This is a genomic window from Pseudomonas tehranensis (assembly GCF_014268615.1).
Classification (GTDB): domain Bacteria; phylum Pseudomonadota; class Gammaproteobacteria; order Pseudomonadales; family Pseudomonadaceae; genus Aquipseudomonas; species Aquipseudomonas tehranensis.
Genome location: NZ_JABWQV010000132.1, coordinates 1 through 13065, shown reverse-complemented (window position 1 = coordinate 13065; position 13065 = coordinate 1). Strand labels below are relative to the sequence as shown.

Annotated in this window: 16 protein-coding genes; 9 read left to right on the top strand and 7 right to left on the bottom strand. The window is 51.9% G+C overall.

Annotated features, from left to right (window positions below):
• Positions 1 to 114 precede the first annotated feature (114 nt).
• Positions 115 to 444, top strand: coding sequence for a hypothetical protein (locus HU811_RS17835; protein ID WP_186657269.1), 330 nt, complete (start codon positions 115 to 117; stop codon positions 442 to 444).
• 44 nt (positions 445 to 488) lie between these two features.
• On the top strand, positions 489 to 1538 hold the full coding sequence (locus tag HU811_RS27465) for a PD-(D/E)XK nuclease domain-containing protein (protein WP_186657267.1): 1050 nt from the start codon (positions 489 to 491) through the stop codon (positions 1536 to 1538).
• A gap of 34 nt (positions 1539 to 1572) precedes the next feature.
• Here HU811_RS27465 and HU811_RS17825 read toward each other — a convergent pair whose 3' ends face one another.
• The 3 genes from HU811_RS17825 to HU811_RS17815 form a co-directional block, all read right to left on the bottom strand.
• Positions 1573 to 1899, bottom strand: a complete 327-nt coding sequence (locus HU811_RS17825) for a low molecular weight protein tyrosine phosphatase family protein (RefSeq protein ID WP_186657265.1) — start codon at positions 1897 to 1899, stop codon at positions 1573 to 1575.
• Positions 1896 to 2087, bottom strand: coding sequence for a hypothetical protein (locus tag HU811_RS17820; protein ID WP_186657262.1), 192 nt, complete (start codon positions 2085 to 2087; stop codon positions 1896 to 1898). Before HU811_RS17820 ends, HU811_RS17825 begins: the two co-directional genes overlap by 4 nt.
• Before the next feature lie 998 nt (positions 2088 to 3085).
• Complete coding sequence (locus HU811_RS17815; RefSeq protein ID WP_186657259.1) at positions 3086 to 3367, bottom strand: hypothetical protein; 282 nt, start codon at positions 3365 to 3367, stop codon at positions 3086 to 3088.
• Between the two features lie 427 nt (positions 3368 to 3794).
• Here HU811_RS17815 and HU811_RS17810 point away from each other — a divergent pair, with 427 nt between their 5' ends.
• On the top strand, positions 3795 to 5147 hold the full coding sequence (locus tag HU811_RS17810) for an AAA family ATPase (RefSeq protein WP_186657257.1): 1353 nt from the start codon (positions 3795 to 3797) through the stop codon (positions 5145 to 5147).
• A complete protein-coding gene (locus tag HU811_RS17805) occupies positions 5140 to 6084 on the top strand; it encodes a DUF4435 domain-containing protein (protein WP_186657256.1) in 945 nt (314 codons plus the stop codon). Before HU811_RS17810 ends, HU811_RS17805 begins: the two co-directional genes overlap by 8 nt.
• A gap of 498 nt (positions 6085 to 6582) precedes the next feature.
• Here the strand turns inward: HU811_RS17805 and HU811_RS17800 are convergent, their stop codons facing one another.
• Positions 6583 to 7026: a hypothetical protein gene (locus HU811_RS17800; protein WP_186657254.1), complete on the bottom strand. Its 444-nt coding sequence runs from the start codon at positions 7024 to 7026 to the stop codon at positions 6583 to 6585.
• Between the two features lie 242 nt (positions 7027 to 7268).
• Positions 7269 to 7628: a DUF6124 family protein gene (locus HU811_RS17795; RefSeq protein ID WP_186657252.1), complete on the bottom strand. Its 360-nt coding sequence runs from the start codon at positions 7626 to 7628 to the stop codon at positions 7269 to 7271.
• 493 nt (positions 7629 to 8121) lie between these two features.
• Here HU811_RS17795 and HU811_RS17790 point away from each other — a divergent pair, with 493 nt between their 5' ends.
• A complete protein-coding gene (locus HU811_RS17790) occupies positions 8122 to 9315 on the top strand; it encodes a colicin E3/pyocin S6 family cytotoxin (protein ID WP_186657250.1) in 1194 nt (397 codons plus the stop codon).
• The gene (locus HU811_RS17785) at positions 9312 to 9542 is read left to right on the top strand and encodes a DUF7683 domain-containing protein (RefSeq protein WP_186657248.1); all 231 of its coding nucleotides are present in this window, start codon (positions 9312 to 9314) and stop codon (positions 9540 to 9542) included. Before HU811_RS17790 ends, HU811_RS17785 begins: the two co-directional genes overlap by 4 nt.
• A gap of 42 nt (positions 9543 to 9584) precedes the next feature.
• Here HU811_RS17785 and HU811_RS17780 read toward each other — a convergent pair whose 3' ends face one another.
• Positions 9585 to 10292 (bottom strand): class I SAM-dependent methyltransferase, encoded by a 708-nt coding sequence (locus HU811_RS17780; protein WP_186657246.1) that lies wholly within the window; start codon positions 10290 to 10292, stop codon positions 9585 to 9587.
• Between the two features lie 232 nt (positions 10293 to 10524).
• Between HU811_RS17780 and HU811_RS17775 the strand changes: the two genes are divergently transcribed.
• Positions 10525 to 10929, top strand: coding sequence for a DUF488 domain-containing protein (locus tag HU811_RS17775; RefSeq protein WP_092454007.1), 405 nt, complete (start codon positions 10525 to 10527; stop codon positions 10927 to 10929).
• Positions 10930 to 11118: 189 nt separating this feature from the next.
• Here the strand turns inward: HU811_RS17775 and HU811_RS17770 are convergent, their stop codons facing one another.
• Positions 11119 to 11664 (bottom strand): DUF4256 domain-containing protein, encoded by a 546-nt coding sequence (locus HU811_RS17770; RefSeq protein WP_186657242.1) that lies wholly within the window; start codon positions 11662 to 11664, stop codon positions 11119 to 11121.
• Positions 11665 to 11793: 129 nt separating this feature from the next.
• Between HU811_RS17770 and HU811_RS17765 the strand changes: the two genes are divergently transcribed.
• Together HU811_RS17765 and HU811_RS17760 are read left to right on the top strand one after the other, a co-directional pair.
• Positions 11794 to 12333 carry a GNAT family N-acetyltransferase gene (locus HU811_RS17765; RefSeq protein WP_186657240.1) on the top strand — a complete coding sequence of 180 codons (540 nt, stop codon included), beginning with the start codon at positions 11794 to 11796 and terminating at the stop codon, positions 12331 to 12333.
• Positions 12334 to 12596: 263 nt separating this feature from the next.
• The gene (locus HU811_RS17760) at positions 12597 to 13013 is read left to right on the top strand and encodes a VOC family protein (RefSeq protein ID WP_186657239.1); all 417 of its coding nucleotides are present in this window, start codon (positions 12597 to 12599) and stop codon (positions 13011 to 13013) included.
• Positions 13014 to 13065: the final 52 nt, after the last annotated feature.

The following is a 13065-nucleotide window of genomic DNA, read 5'->3' as shown; positions in this document are numbered from 1 at the left end:
CCGCTTGAGCGCAAAGCGCTCACAAAAATGCCACAGCCCCCCACCGATGCTCCGCCTTGCGACGCCCAGTTGATCCACCGCCCCTCCTCACCCGCTGACAAAGGACTTCACCCCATGGAATTGCTACTGGAAACGGTCGCTCTTTACTCGCTGAAGCTGGCTTATGAGACGGAGGGGCATAGTCCGATTTTGCGGGATGATCCGTTGATGGGCGGGTGTGATCGGGAGGTTTTTGGGTTGTTGGTTCGCAGAGAAGACATCCAAACTATCCAGGCGAAAGTACAGCACTGCCTGGACTTGGCACTGGAGGCAATTGGGGGAAGTAACACAGCTTTGGGGCGGGAACTCGGGCGGTTAGCGACTGACTTCGGCGCTTCCCGAACGGTAGAGGAGCTTCGGGATCCGCTTCTAACCCTTAGGTATTACCTGAAAGATATCCAGTAAACCTGCGGGACCTGGTGCAACCGAACATCTTGGAGAAATACGTTTTGCTGAAATGGATCTCTGCATTTTTTCTTAGAAGTCGCGAAAACGACACGCTGGGCGAGTTAGTGATGGAGAACCGGCGCTTGCGCATGTTCGCCAAGGTCGGCTTCACGGTACTGATCTTCATGCCCATCCTCACCTACTGCTCATGGATAGCCCCAAGGTTTGAGGACCCGGGACTTACCAATCCCGCAGTGCTTGAGGTGATCAGTAGCGAAGAGTATCGACAGGCAACCCGGGAGGCCGTTGCTCTGCTCGACCTCTATAACCGAGGGGAGATTGGCCTGGATTCGCTGCATGGTATACAGGGGGTTCACCGAATTGGCGGGGTGACGGTCACTTTCAACCTGCAACTGGTACCACGAGACGAGCCCAGACAAGGAGGAGGCAACAAATACAAGCTTGATGGCCAGTACAAAGTGACAGTCGTCATAGGCTATCTGGTTATGTTTCTGACCATTGAATTGCTTCTGATTGGGATAGCAACCTGCGTCATTTTCCAAAGACCACCAAAAGCGCAGCGCAGGTTTGAGGAACAGATACTACAAGAGCATTTCTCCTTTGATATGCCCGTGCTCCCCGCCCCCCAAGAGCGAGCCGACCAGATCATCGAGCGCATGCTGCTGCGTTTTCACCGTTTTGCGAAAGACCTGGAACACCGCCCGCGCGGCCGAAAGGGAGTTCAGCTCGACGATGAATACGACGTCCAGTTTCTGGTCAACGCGTTGCTAAGATTGCAGTTCGATAACGTAAAGCCTGAAGAGCCGTCCCCGAGCATGGCAGCAGGCGGCACCCGCGCAGACTTCCTCTTGCCTGAACATGGGCTCTTTATTGAACTCAAGATGACGCGCGACGGTATGACTGCAAGATCGCTAGCCGACGAGCTGATCCTGGATATCGCACGCTATCGTGCCCACCCCGAATGCCATGCAATCATCTTTTTCGTCTATGACCCTCGCGGCCTTGTTAAGAACACCGTGGCCTTGCAAACGGAGTTATCGGAAATTGCGGGTGAGTTACCTGTGAGCCTGATCATTTCGCCTAGCCATTGAGGAAAGGGCGGCTCATGAAGATCGCCCTAAATGCTCAAATACACAGGTACGGCGTCACCGCCAGCTCAAGCATGTCCACCAACTCAGGATCCATGAAGCGATAGTCATCGGGAATATCCAGAACATGCAGCCGCTTGTGCTCAAGCAGCCGAGCGTACTCTGCCCGTAGACGATGCTCGTGCTTGCGCTCCATCACAAAAATGACATCGGCCCAACGGATATCCGCTGGGCCGATAGGCTTGCGTGCGTTCGGGCTAGTGCCCGCCGAACGAGTGCTGAAACCAGGGCGTCGCCGCCAGATTGCCTCCCCGGTAGGGCTGCGCCATTGGTTACGACTGCAAACGAACAGGAGATTGGTCACTCTTGATCCAACAGTTGGCGGGTGGTGCGGATGGGATAGCTCATACCGAGCTGACGCGCCCGGTGCAGCTTGTCGGCGCGGGTGTAGATCAGCTTCCAGTTCTTTTCTGGCTTGGAGTTCTGCGGGCTAATCGCTTCGCGCCCATTCTTGCAGGACTGTGCGCGTCCCCAGCTACGGGTTCTTTCCATGGTTGTTTCCTCGTGAGTACCGGGTTCAGCAGCCGCGGGAATACGAGGTGGTGGGATGGTAGGCGTGAATTGGGGTTGTGGCTAGTGTGGGTGGGGTTGGACAGCTGTGGCTAGAGGGTCCGTAACAGATGTCGCTTCAGGATAAAAATAAGGGGGAAGGTGTCGATCCATTGCCAGCAAAAGAAAAAAATCCGTCCTCTTTTTGCAGCCCCCTTTTTGCATATCCAAAACACTTAAAGCGAGAAAAGCCCACTTGATCGCCCTACTCAAGATTGTGGATACCAAAGGCGGAAAAAGCAGAGCGATGCAGAAGCTCAGCATCACTGCGATCAAGGCAGAGATGGAGCTAATCGAGCATAAGCTGAAACATCGGTGAGGAGGATAAGCGGAAGCTCGCGAAAGCTTCCCTTGCATTCAAACTCGGGAGGCAGTTTCCGGCTGGCTCTGTTGAAAAAAATCGACCATGGTTTCCGCAGCAGCAAAGTATGCCTCCGAGATTGAAATCTTAACTTTCGACAGTGGCTTCTGGACTCAGACCTCACGTAGCAGCGTGCAGAAAAATCGTTTAAACCAGTCAATGACTAGGCCGTTTGGGCGAACCGAATTTCCAACAGCATCGGCCATAAGTAGACGTTCGGGCAGGGTCTCTTGATCCCGTACAGCGAAAAACCGGATTAGTTTCTTCCAACCAAATAAAATTAGAAAACTGAAAACGGATAGAGAGATCGCGCGCACTAGCCTATCAAAAAACCAAGAGCAGCTGCCGCACAATATGAAACCAATCAATACAGCGAATGCTTAACCACTTTAAAATAGCAGGCCTCATTACCAATGGCAAAGCAGAGTTCGAAACGAGCATCGCAGCATGTCAATGAAATTAGCCACACGGATCGAAATGGAAGCTTATTTACCCGAAACCAAAACGATAATCAAATTACATTTCCATCGAAACACTTAAAGAAAGCACTATTCTAAAACTGACGAACACAGAGAAAACATCAACTCCACCACTGCTTCTTCAGCAGATCCGAAACCGGCTCGATACAATTAAACCAATAAACATTATTGTTTGTCGCGTCAACAACAACAAGATAGTCATTTGCATCAGTAAACTGTTTTAAGTAATTTCCAGCTGCTGCAGCGTCAAGATTGGAGTTAACATACCAAAATGATTGCTGCAGCTTCGCCCACGGACCAAGGGTTTTAATACCTTCGATTAATTTTTCGTAGTTTTGACCCGGGGTCTTCAGATCATAAGATACAAATAGATTATTCGCCAACGCTATCGCTCCTTTTTATAATCAACTTCATTATTAATAGGTTCAACTTTCAGTATAAATTCGTCACCAAAACCCTATAACACATCCATATCATTTATAGACAAATGCCGAACACACTCAATAGGTAAATGCTCGGCCATCGTGAACTGTCGCACAACAGACATCACTAGTCAACCCACTTCATTCCTTCGCCCCATTATTGTGCCCGCTTAAAGCATCACGCACCCTTCGTTAGGAAAGAAATCCAGCAGATAGAGCCAAAAACATGAAAAACCTAAGGTTTTAGCATTTCACAGCAACCGCTAAAGCGCGAGCGCCGGTTTACAGACTATTTTCACAAATAATTTCTATAAATTTTATGGAATACACTTTAATAATTTGATAAAAATCATCATCAACGTTCAAAATTATGGAAAGGGACATTTCAATGAGATTGATTTTAGAATCAATTCGTTTTCAAGGGTTTCAAGCGTCGAGCGCAGAAGCTCACGTCGTATTTTCAGGTTCGCAAACGTCAATTATTTACGGTACCAATGGCAGTGGAAAAACCACTTTTCTGAGACTAATGCATGCAATATTCTCCAAAGATGAAGCTAGTTTGGTGAAAGAAAAAGTCGAAAGCATTGAAATCGTCTTCGTTGATGAAATGGATGAGAAGCATACCATTCATATAGCCCCACCAAACGACCTGCTTGGCGGCCAAGGCGTAGGTACAACCATACTTGGCGGGCAGGAAATAGGCGGATTACAAACCTTCGACTGGCAAGCGTTTGATAATTGCGCATTATCGAAAATTAGATCGTTATCACTGGGCGTAGATCGAGGAAATACAGTCCAAACAGCAGTTGTCGAAAGTACAGATATTTATAAGTTTTTGGCAGGGCGAAGCGAGTTCAATCTTTCTCGCGTTTCTGCTCTAGAAATTTCTGAGCAATTTGCTACCTTTCTCACGCTACAAAATACTGTTAGGTCGCGCCGGATGCGACGAGTTAAAACGAATGAGCTTCAGCTTGAGCGGGACAATGCATTCCTAAAAAGCATCGACATCTCAAATATTGAGTCTTTACTTTTAGATCGATATAGAGTTGCACGAGCGTATGCTTCTGAGCAGATTCAGAATGCATTATTTGACACTTTGGCGATCGCCATTGATTCGAGCTCTAACTCTGAAACCTCCGCAAATGTGACGATCCCGGATAACTTAGGAGAGTTAATCGCGGCAGGCAAAGAGCGCATTATTGAAGCGCTCAATGATGGGCCGGAAAACAATTTCAAGTATAGAATCATAGATATTCTTCAAGGGATGGGGGAGACGGAAGAAGAACTCACGCCCCCGACTAATCCGATATTAGGACAACTGATTTGGAACATGCTGAAAGAGCTGAAGCTGGAAAAACAACTTCTCAACTCGATAAATGTTTTTGTCGAAACATTTTCGAGTTTTCTAGGGGATGGCAAGGAATTAGAAATAAACAATGAAGGAGTAAGATTAGTCGTACGCGGCGACCGTTTAGGCATCGAAGCTTTATCAAGCGGTGAAAGACACTTGTTTACCTTCCTAGCCTTGGTTGTGATTGATGCAAGAGACCGGGACTTCCTAATTATTGATGAGCCGGAGATCTCGCTTAATGCTAACTGGCAAAGGAGATTGGTTGGATTGCTTGAAAAATTGGCTCCAGATACACAAATCATCCTGGCGTCTCATAGTCCTATTCTCGCAAAGGGAAAACCGTCTTCTTTAGTTGAGCTTAAACCGACGGAGCGCTGCCGTCATGTGTGACAATATTCCAGCGATGACCTTTGCAGCAGACGAGCTTCTAAATCTAGCTATTATGACAAAGGTACCAGTGCTTATTGTTGAGGGAATAGATGATATTCCAATTTACGAGCGACTCTCCATGGCAATAAGCGTTGAATGTGACGTATACGCAGCGGCCACCCTTTCTAAGGGCAGAGAGGGATGCCGGGGAGTTCTGGACAATATCTCTGAAATTAGAAGCGCTGCAGAAGGCATCCCGGTAGAGAGTTTTGTACTAGGAGTCATTGATCGTGATGCTCGTTTTTATCGCGGCGAGTTGGACTTGGATCCTGCCATTTTCGCGTTAAATTATTATTCGATAGAAAGCCACTATATTAGCGCATGCTCAGTGGAGTTTCTAATACCAAGATTCACGAGCGCAACAAGAAAGCTTATCAATCCCGAAATGGCAAAAATCATTTTCGACTCGATATTTAGTGAGATCGCATATTTATATTACGTGTCTCTTGAAGCTCTCAAAAAGGCTTGCGATCGAACATATGATTCAGAATTTGGCTACTCAGACACTATAAAATCGATAATTAATCGGGGACTCCATGTAAAAATAATGGATAAAAAACCTGAGCTCGATGCATTTGCCGAAAGCTTGAACCTGAGTCTCTCAACAGAAAACCTACTTAAAATCTGTAAAGGAAAATGGGTCGGAGAAATATATTCTGATCACTTGTACAACACAATGATCGATCTCCCAGGAAACTGCCAAGAAGAGAAAGTCCCTCAATGTCAAGCATGTCGTACTGGAGAACCGGAAAAATGTCTGTATCGCAAGACTTCGTTCTTCAGTTCGGACATCTTAATGCATCAAGCCTTTCACAATACCGATGCTCAATACTTAGGATATATAAAATCAAAGATAAAAGCCCTTTCTGCAGCTTGTGAAACTGGAGTGAGAAACTAAAACTTTATGAGCTTCGCCAAATTCGGCCTATTAAGGAGAACGCCTACACTTGGCCGCTAGCTATACTAGAGTTGATATCCATTTCTGGCAGGGAGTTGTCCGCTGGACAAATGCCTATGGCCCGACACTTTCTTAGAAATATAACATCAGTGCTAACGCAGTTCTCTAAATAGGTGCTCACTATAAAACTTCGAATTAACGCATTTCACTGCTGCTCTGCTTTTCTTTGAGACGCTCCTTGGCTGAAACTAAACTTTCAAGACAAGCTTTAGTCAGTGCATCATGCTCCTCTATCATTACATCCAGCGACTTTCCAATAATTTGGAATTTTTCAGACGCCTCTTCATTCCCAGCCCTGTCAGCAATATGAGATGCAGCAACGCAAAAAAAAAAATATAATAAAGGGGACCGATTTATTTAAGGAAAGGCCGCCGCATTCACGGCGGAATCGCTAATAGCTGCAATCTGTTAATCAATCCACTAGCACTCTTTCATCTCTTAAGAGTTTGGTGGCGGCTGAATGTAGATAACTTGTTTATCCCGGCCGACCATCAAACCGATGATGAGACAGATCACACCCAAGAAGAAGCCAACGAATCCCAAAAAGCCACTCACCAAGGTGCCGCCAATCGCGGCTCCGGCGGTTTCCGCCCCTGAATGAGCGCCACTAATATTGGTGGCTATATGGCTACCGGTAAAAACAATACCAGCCAAGGGGAGCATGAATGCAGCGATGCCTGAGGTGACCAAAAGTCGACGCCAAGCCTTGCCAGCATTGGGGGCGGAGATAGCTATTGCTAGTGCAAGAACCCATGTTACGAAGAAAACAATCGTGCCAGCCCCTCCACCAGCTCTCGGTGATGCCGCCCCAGCAATGGCCACAACTGTCGAAACAAGAATGGCTAATATCAATCCCGCGACCAACCCTGCAAGAATCTTCATCCTGAACTCCTGTTTGCATCACGCCGATTTTGTGCAACTCAGGTATAGCAGCAAAACGCCACTGCTGCCCTGCGAAAATTTGTCACACGTCAGCTTGCAGGAGAACGCTCGCATGCATGGAGAATTCAGACCTCTTGGGGCCTCGGGTTTACTGGGGCGCTAAGCCTCTCTAGGACACAAAAAAAAGGCCTTGCGGGGGCAAGACCTTTTTTCCAATCCACGCAGCACGTAATACTGCTGCGCTACCTCACCTCAACAATATCCAAAGCCCGATTCGCCAACAACTCACTCACCTCAATAACCTGCAAAATCCCCAACGCAACATGCCGCCGCGACCCATCCAGATCAAACGCCAAATCACTGATCATGGCATTCGCCGAAGCCAGGTTCTCACTCAGATTCGCAAGCAAACACTCAGAATCCACACCCGGATCAATCCGTAAAATGGAGTCAGACTTGTCAGACGTTTCGTTCTTAGGTTTGGGCTTCAGATAAAAATCCAACGCTCGCGTGGCAGCGTCGTCGATTTTCTTGTTGCGGGCGGACTGGGCGCGGGAGGTGGGTTCGTCTGCCGCTGGGGGATTTGGTGTAACTTTTACCATCGTCTTGCTTCCTGTAGTTGGAGCCATCACCCACTCGCTGCTAAACGATGGGAGGCAGCTGTACGCAGGTTAGCAGACCGGGGAAACAAGAAGCCGGCGCGTCCGGGGACGCCCTGCGCACAGCCACCATCAAGTGCAGGATGGGGAATCCTGACTGGATGACGCCTTGCACAACCTGTTTCACCACGAGCTGCTAAACCCGATCACTGATGAGCAGTGACAGGACTCAAACTACCGACGCAACCCACGGCGAACAAGCCGGCGGATTCTGGCGTAGTTGTAGGCAAAGGCGCAAGGCGAGGTCGGCTGGCGAGTTGCGGGCGCCCAATATCTGACAGCCCGATCTGACGCTTCAGTTTGTTCCGAGCCTCAAATAGCCAGCCCTACCGGTATTGAGGAAACCAGAGCAACGACTTCAAGAAACCTCCTACATCGCGTCCCTCCCTTCCCGCGTTAGCGTCTGTCCTGCATTTTTCCGGACGAGACTCACTACGTGGCGACACGCAAAAAGGACATCCCCCAGGTCCGCAACCCGCCCAGCGGTGACGGGCATCACGTCACTTATCGGGACATGACCGCCAGCGAACTGGCCGAGCGCGAAACCCGGCAGCAGGCGTACGAAGGCATGCTTGCCCGGCAGGCGGCCTATGAGCAAGAACGCTGGGCCGCGGTGGATAACAAACCTTTGCCCACCGTGCCCGGATGCGTGTTTGCCAAGAGCTGCAAGCTCCCCAACGGCATCATCGATTACAGCAACGCCAACGGCTACGTGCCGGCAGATCTGGTCAAGCAGTACGGCGATCTCATGTGGCTGGGCGGCCGGAGCGCCGACCCATCCGGCACAATTCCCCTCAAGCAGATCGGCGCTGGCGCGGTTCCGGGTACCTTGGGCCGGCTCGCGCTGGGCGGTTCGGCAACTTCCACGGCTGCCGCTGCGGGCGGCACCGTCGGCGCAGCCTTGCTGACAGGCGTCGTCGCCCTGCTCTGGCCGTCCAATTTGGGTGACAGCGCGCTCTACAGCGAAGACCAGTTACGCAACCTCAAACAGGCCCGCAGCCGCATGCGCTTAAGCATCGAGCAGCAGGCCGACGGCAGTCTCAAGGGCTACGGCTTCTACACCGGCCAGAACCGCGACTGGGAAATGGTCGACGTTGTTCAGTTCCCCCCGCGAGCCGATCAGTTCATCGCCGACCTGGGGGATGGCATTGAACTGATCTGGACGCCGGCCACCAACCCGTCCGACACCCTCGGCATCCCCGCCCTGGAAGCGGCGCCTCAGGCACCACCTATTTGGATCTACCCCCCGACGCCGATGGCCGACAGCATCATTGTCGACCCGATCTATCCGCCGGAGTACAGGGATTTCATTCTGGTGTTTCCGGCGGACTCGGGGGTTGGGCCGGTTTATGTGGTTCTGAGTGTTCCGGGGGATCATAAGTACTACCCTGCTCCATCGTCACTTCCGGCGTTTCCAGACGCAACGTCTGCCCCATTAAAAACTGCTGTACGTGGAGGAGGTAAAAAACGCCGACGATGGAAAGATCGCTCAGGAAAAATTTATGAATGGGACTCACAGCATGGCACCGTAGAGCTGTACACAAAACAAGGTAAACACCTCGGTGAGTTCGACTCAGAAACGGGTGAACAAACAAAACCCGCAAACCCATCAAGGAGGGTAGAAAAATGAAGCACGTTATTGAAATTTTCGACACGACGTCCGAAGAGTTATTGCAGAGCGTGGAGATTCCACAGTCGTATTCAGCACAACTCGCTGAGCTGATGGGCTGGACACAACCTGAGGACCCATATGATGGCTATGATCTTTCACCCGAGCAGATAGAAACATTAGAGAAATGGACCCATACCACATTGAATGGCGACAACCGCATCATTCAAATCGTCTGTCTTGAATAAGGCTAAGGCGTATTCCCGCGACTTCGCCCAGTACGTCTAGTCTCACTCAAGATCGGCCTGCCGCGTACAGAACCATCCGTGCATCAACCCCGCCTGAAAGAACTGCACAGGGGCGTCAAACCCGGCTGCTTCAATAAGCCCCGCGACCTGCCGCGCAGGCAGGATCGCAACATTCCTGGCGTAGGCAGTACGCGCTCGCTCCAGTACTTCTGGCTGAAGACCATCGGAGGACATCAATGTCAGCCAACTGCGTAACAGCACCTCATAGGCCGGCGATTCGGTATCAGAGGCGAGGTCGGCGTTCGCCAATATTCCGTGTGGTTTAAGGCGGCGGGCAATCTCGCGAAAGAACGAGGTGCGGGCGCCTTCTTCTAACAAGAATTGGGATACCAGCAAGCAGGTAGCCGCGTCGTAGCGGGCCTCGGCGACGAGCGTGTCAAGGTAGCCTTCGTGAAAATGGCAGCGCGCGAGAAAGCCATTCTGAACGGCTCTCTGACGACAGACGTCAAGCATCGCGCCCGAGGGGTCGACAGCAGTGAAATGCCAGCCGGGAAAGCGCTCCGCCAGATGGGCAAGTTCTGCCCCCGTGCCAACGCCGACGCAGAGTATCCGGGCATTTTCCGGCAGACCGCTGAACTGAGATTCGAGCAGCAAATAGAGGGCAGCGCGAATCGGCGCCATCCTTTCCCATTGCTTGTCGTAGCTGACAGCTTGCTGGTCGAACACTGTCTTGAGTTCTTCATTGCGCATAGGGCACCTTGAGTCGTGATAGACGCATCGCGTTAGCGCGGTACTGCTTTCAGTATCCCAGACCTGTCAAGCCCCACGCATTTGCGGCCGCGATGCTGTGGATCAGCACTTCCTAGGACCCCAGTTGAGCATTGATATTAGGATTATCTCAGCAGGTTGCGAGGGGGGACTCAACCCGATCACTGACCTCGGCCTATTCTGACGCTGTCCCCTCTCCCACAGGCATGCCCCTATGATCCACTGCAAACGAGCCTACGAAGCAGCGAGCACAGAGGATGGCGTGCGGGTTCTGGTGGACCGTTTATGGCCGCGCAATTGTCGCAAGGACGAACTCCCGATTGCTGAGTGGCTGCCGGAGGTTGCGCCTTCCCATGAGCTGCGCAAGGCGTTCAAGGCTGGGGCGGTTTCGTTTGAGCAGTTCAAGGTGGCCTATCGCAAGGAGTTGGCTGCGCGGCCGCAGTGTTGGTGGCGGTTGGTGGATGTGGCGTTGGGCGGCAATCTCACCCTGGTGTATGCCGCCAAGTCCACGGTCGAGAACAATGCCGTGGTGTTGGCTGAATGGTTGGAGGATGAGGTGGAGAAGCGGGCGCAAGGGAGTTCGCCGGTTTGCTATCTATCCGAATTCCCCGACCACTGATGTGGGCTGCTGCTGGGCGGCATTTTCCGGGGGCATTGTGCTGGAGGGTTTGGGGCTGCTGCGCAGCCCAGCGGGAGCAAGCTCCCTCGCCACGGGTTCAGCGGCGTATTTAGGTCAGCGGGGCTGGGTGGAGGATGGCCGGTTGTTCAAGGGGGATCGCAATGTCGCCGCTGTCATCCATACAAACCATCAAACACAAAGCAACCCCCGAAACCCTCGCGCCGCGTAATACGACTGCACGCCGTTGTGATAGACGAACACCCGCTCATAACGGTAATCACCGAACAGCGCCCCGCCGAGTGCGCGAAGCTCGGGAGGTGTGGCCAGCCAACTGGACGTTTTGGCATCAAACTCACCGAGCTTTTGCAGGGCGCGGTACTGGTCTTCCGTCAGCAGGGCGATGCCCATTTCTTCGGCCATTTCCAGGGTACTGCCTTTGGGTTTGTTCTCTTTGCGTGCGTCCAGGGCGGCGCGGTCGTAGCAGAGGCTTCGGCGGCCGGTCGGGCTTTCTTTGGCGCAATCGCAGAAGGTGATCAGACCGGTCTCTTTGTTCTGGTCGATGACGTCGGGTTCGCCGCCGGTGGCTTCCATGGCCTGCAGGGATTGCAGGGCGTTGGGGTTGGCTTCGAGCCTGGTCTGAACGTCGGCCCAGGGGATGTTTGGGTGGCGCTGGGGGTTTTGGTCGAAGCGGGTTTTCAGGGTTTTGAGGAGGTTTTCCTGATCTTGTTTTTTCATGACGCTGACGTCCGCTAATGATCGGTTGCTCAATGATAGTTACTTCAAAGCCTAATTAAGGTGCACAAACTCGCGGACCTGCCTGAAGATGGTCGTATTCGGCTCAAGTAAGGCGGAGAGTCTTAGCAAATGGTTATAGAAAATGCGCCAGGCGCTCGGCTGAATTTTCGTCCGGTCAACCTCAATCAAGACAGCAATGTTTGCGTGGGTTTCTTTGAAGACATGCTGCTCTGTGCGTTCGGTTCCGCACAACAGATTCAAGACCCAGGTGGCAAGCAGCGTTACCTGCAGTCATTACGAGAAAAGGAAGCCGAGGTTCCTGGCAGCATTGTCCATGTCTGGGATGAAACACAGATCGTGGGCCAGATAGAAATGTCGCTGCTCAAGGTAGAACCTGCAGTGGGCTACATCCATTTTTTCTACCTCACCCCTGAGTGGCGATCACGCGGTGCCGGGAAGTTGCTGCTGGCCTATGCCACTGACTTTTTTGCAGAGCTAGGTTGCGAACGGATGAAATTATCTGTGAGCGAAACGAACCAGAGGGCGGCGCGGTTTTATGGTCACCATGGTTGGATTGATATCGGGCCCAGACAAGATAGGCCAGAACTGCGCTTGATGGAAAAGCCCATTGGCTCGGCGCAGACAGCAGGAGGAAGCCTTCAGTCATAGTTGAATCATATTGTCCGCACGCTATCAGCGCCGTTGATAGCGTGCAAAAAACCTGTTCGCAGCGACTCACAGTCCCCGCGTGACCTTTTGGCCGACACCCAGAAAGACCGCTTTGTTTTTTTCGCGGCGATCAGAAAAGTAAGGTCATGGCTGTGCCCGCCGAATTCAGCAACTGCCAGACATTCGTGGGGCGACATTCAAGCGTTATCCGCTATGGTGAAGTAACCCCTTGGCCCTGCCACTACTGAACACAGGAGGCCTGTATGAGGAACTTCACGATCCAACACATCGACCACATCGTCCTACGCGTAAAAGACCTCGAGCGCAGCCTCGCTTTCTATACGTCGGTGCTTGGCTGCGAGCTCAAGAAGCGTCGGGACGACCTTGGGATGCTCCACCTCAGCACCGGTGTTTCGATGATTGATCTGGTTGCGGTTGACGGGCCCCTCGGCCGCCAGGGCGGGCCGGCTGCCGGTAAGCAAGGGCACAACGTCGATCACCTCTGCCTGCGTATCGAGCCGTTTGATGAACCAGCCCTCATCGCTCATTTGGCCTCGGCCGGCCAGACCGTTGAGAAGGCGCAGATGCGCTATGGCGCGCAGGGGAAAGGTTGGTCGATCTATTGCTTCGATCCGGATGGCAATCAGATCGAGCTGAAGGGGCCGGCGCTGGAGCCTTGAGCTTCACAGTCTGCCTGGGTCAGTGATGTTGGATGGGCCGTCGTCTTCGCGA

Excerpts from the sequence above, each read along its gene's own strand:
- HU811_RS17785 (WP_186657248.1), top strand. The coding sequence starts at position 9,312 with ATGAAGCACGTTATTGAAATTTTCGACACGACGTCCGAAGAGTTATTG.
- HU811_RS17800 (WP_186657254.1), bottom strand. The coding sequence starts at position 7,026 with ATGAAGATTCTTGCAGGGTTGGTCGCGGGATTGATATTAGCCATTCTT.
- HU811_RS17760 (WP_186657239.1), top strand. The coding sequence starts at position 12,597 with ATGAGGAACTTCACGATCCAACACATCGACCACATCGTCCTACGCGTA.
- HU811_RS17775 (WP_092454007.1), top strand. The coding sequence starts at position 10,525 with ATGATCCACTGCAAACGAGCCTACGAAGCAGCGAGCACAGAGGATGGC.
- HU811_RS17820 (WP_186657262.1), bottom strand. The coding sequence starts at position 2,087 with ATGGAAAGAACCCGTAGCTGGGGACGCGCACAGTCCTGCAAGAATGGG.
- HU811_RS17805 (WP_186657256.1), top strand. The coding sequence starts at position 5,140 with ATGTGTGACAATATTCCAGCGATGACCTTTGCAGCAGACGAGCTTCTA.
- HU811_RS17780 (WP_186657246.1), bottom strand. The coding sequence starts at position 10,292 with ATGCGCAATGAAGAACTCAAGACAGTGTTCGACCAGCAAGCTGTCAGC.
- HU811_RS17810 (WP_186657257.1), top strand. The coding sequence starts at position 3,795 with ATGAGATTGATTTTAGAATCAATTCGTTTTCAAGGGTTTCAAGCGTCG.
- HU811_RS17770 (WP_186657242.1), bottom strand. The coding sequence starts at position 11,664 with ATGAAAAAACAAGATCAGGAAAACCTCCTCAAAACCCTGAAAACCCGC.
- HU811_RS17835 (WP_186657269.1), top strand. The coding sequence starts at position 115 with ATGGAATTGCTACTGGAAACGGTCGCTCTTTACTCGCTGAAGCTGGCT.
- HU811_RS17795 (WP_186657252.1), bottom strand. The coding sequence starts at position 7,628 with ATGGTAAAAGTTACACCAAATCCCCCAGCGGCAGACGAACCCACCTCC.
- HU811_RS17765 (WP_186657240.1), top strand. The coding sequence starts at position 11,794 with ATGGTTATAGAAAATGCGCCAGGCGCTCGGCTGAATTTTCGTCCGGTC.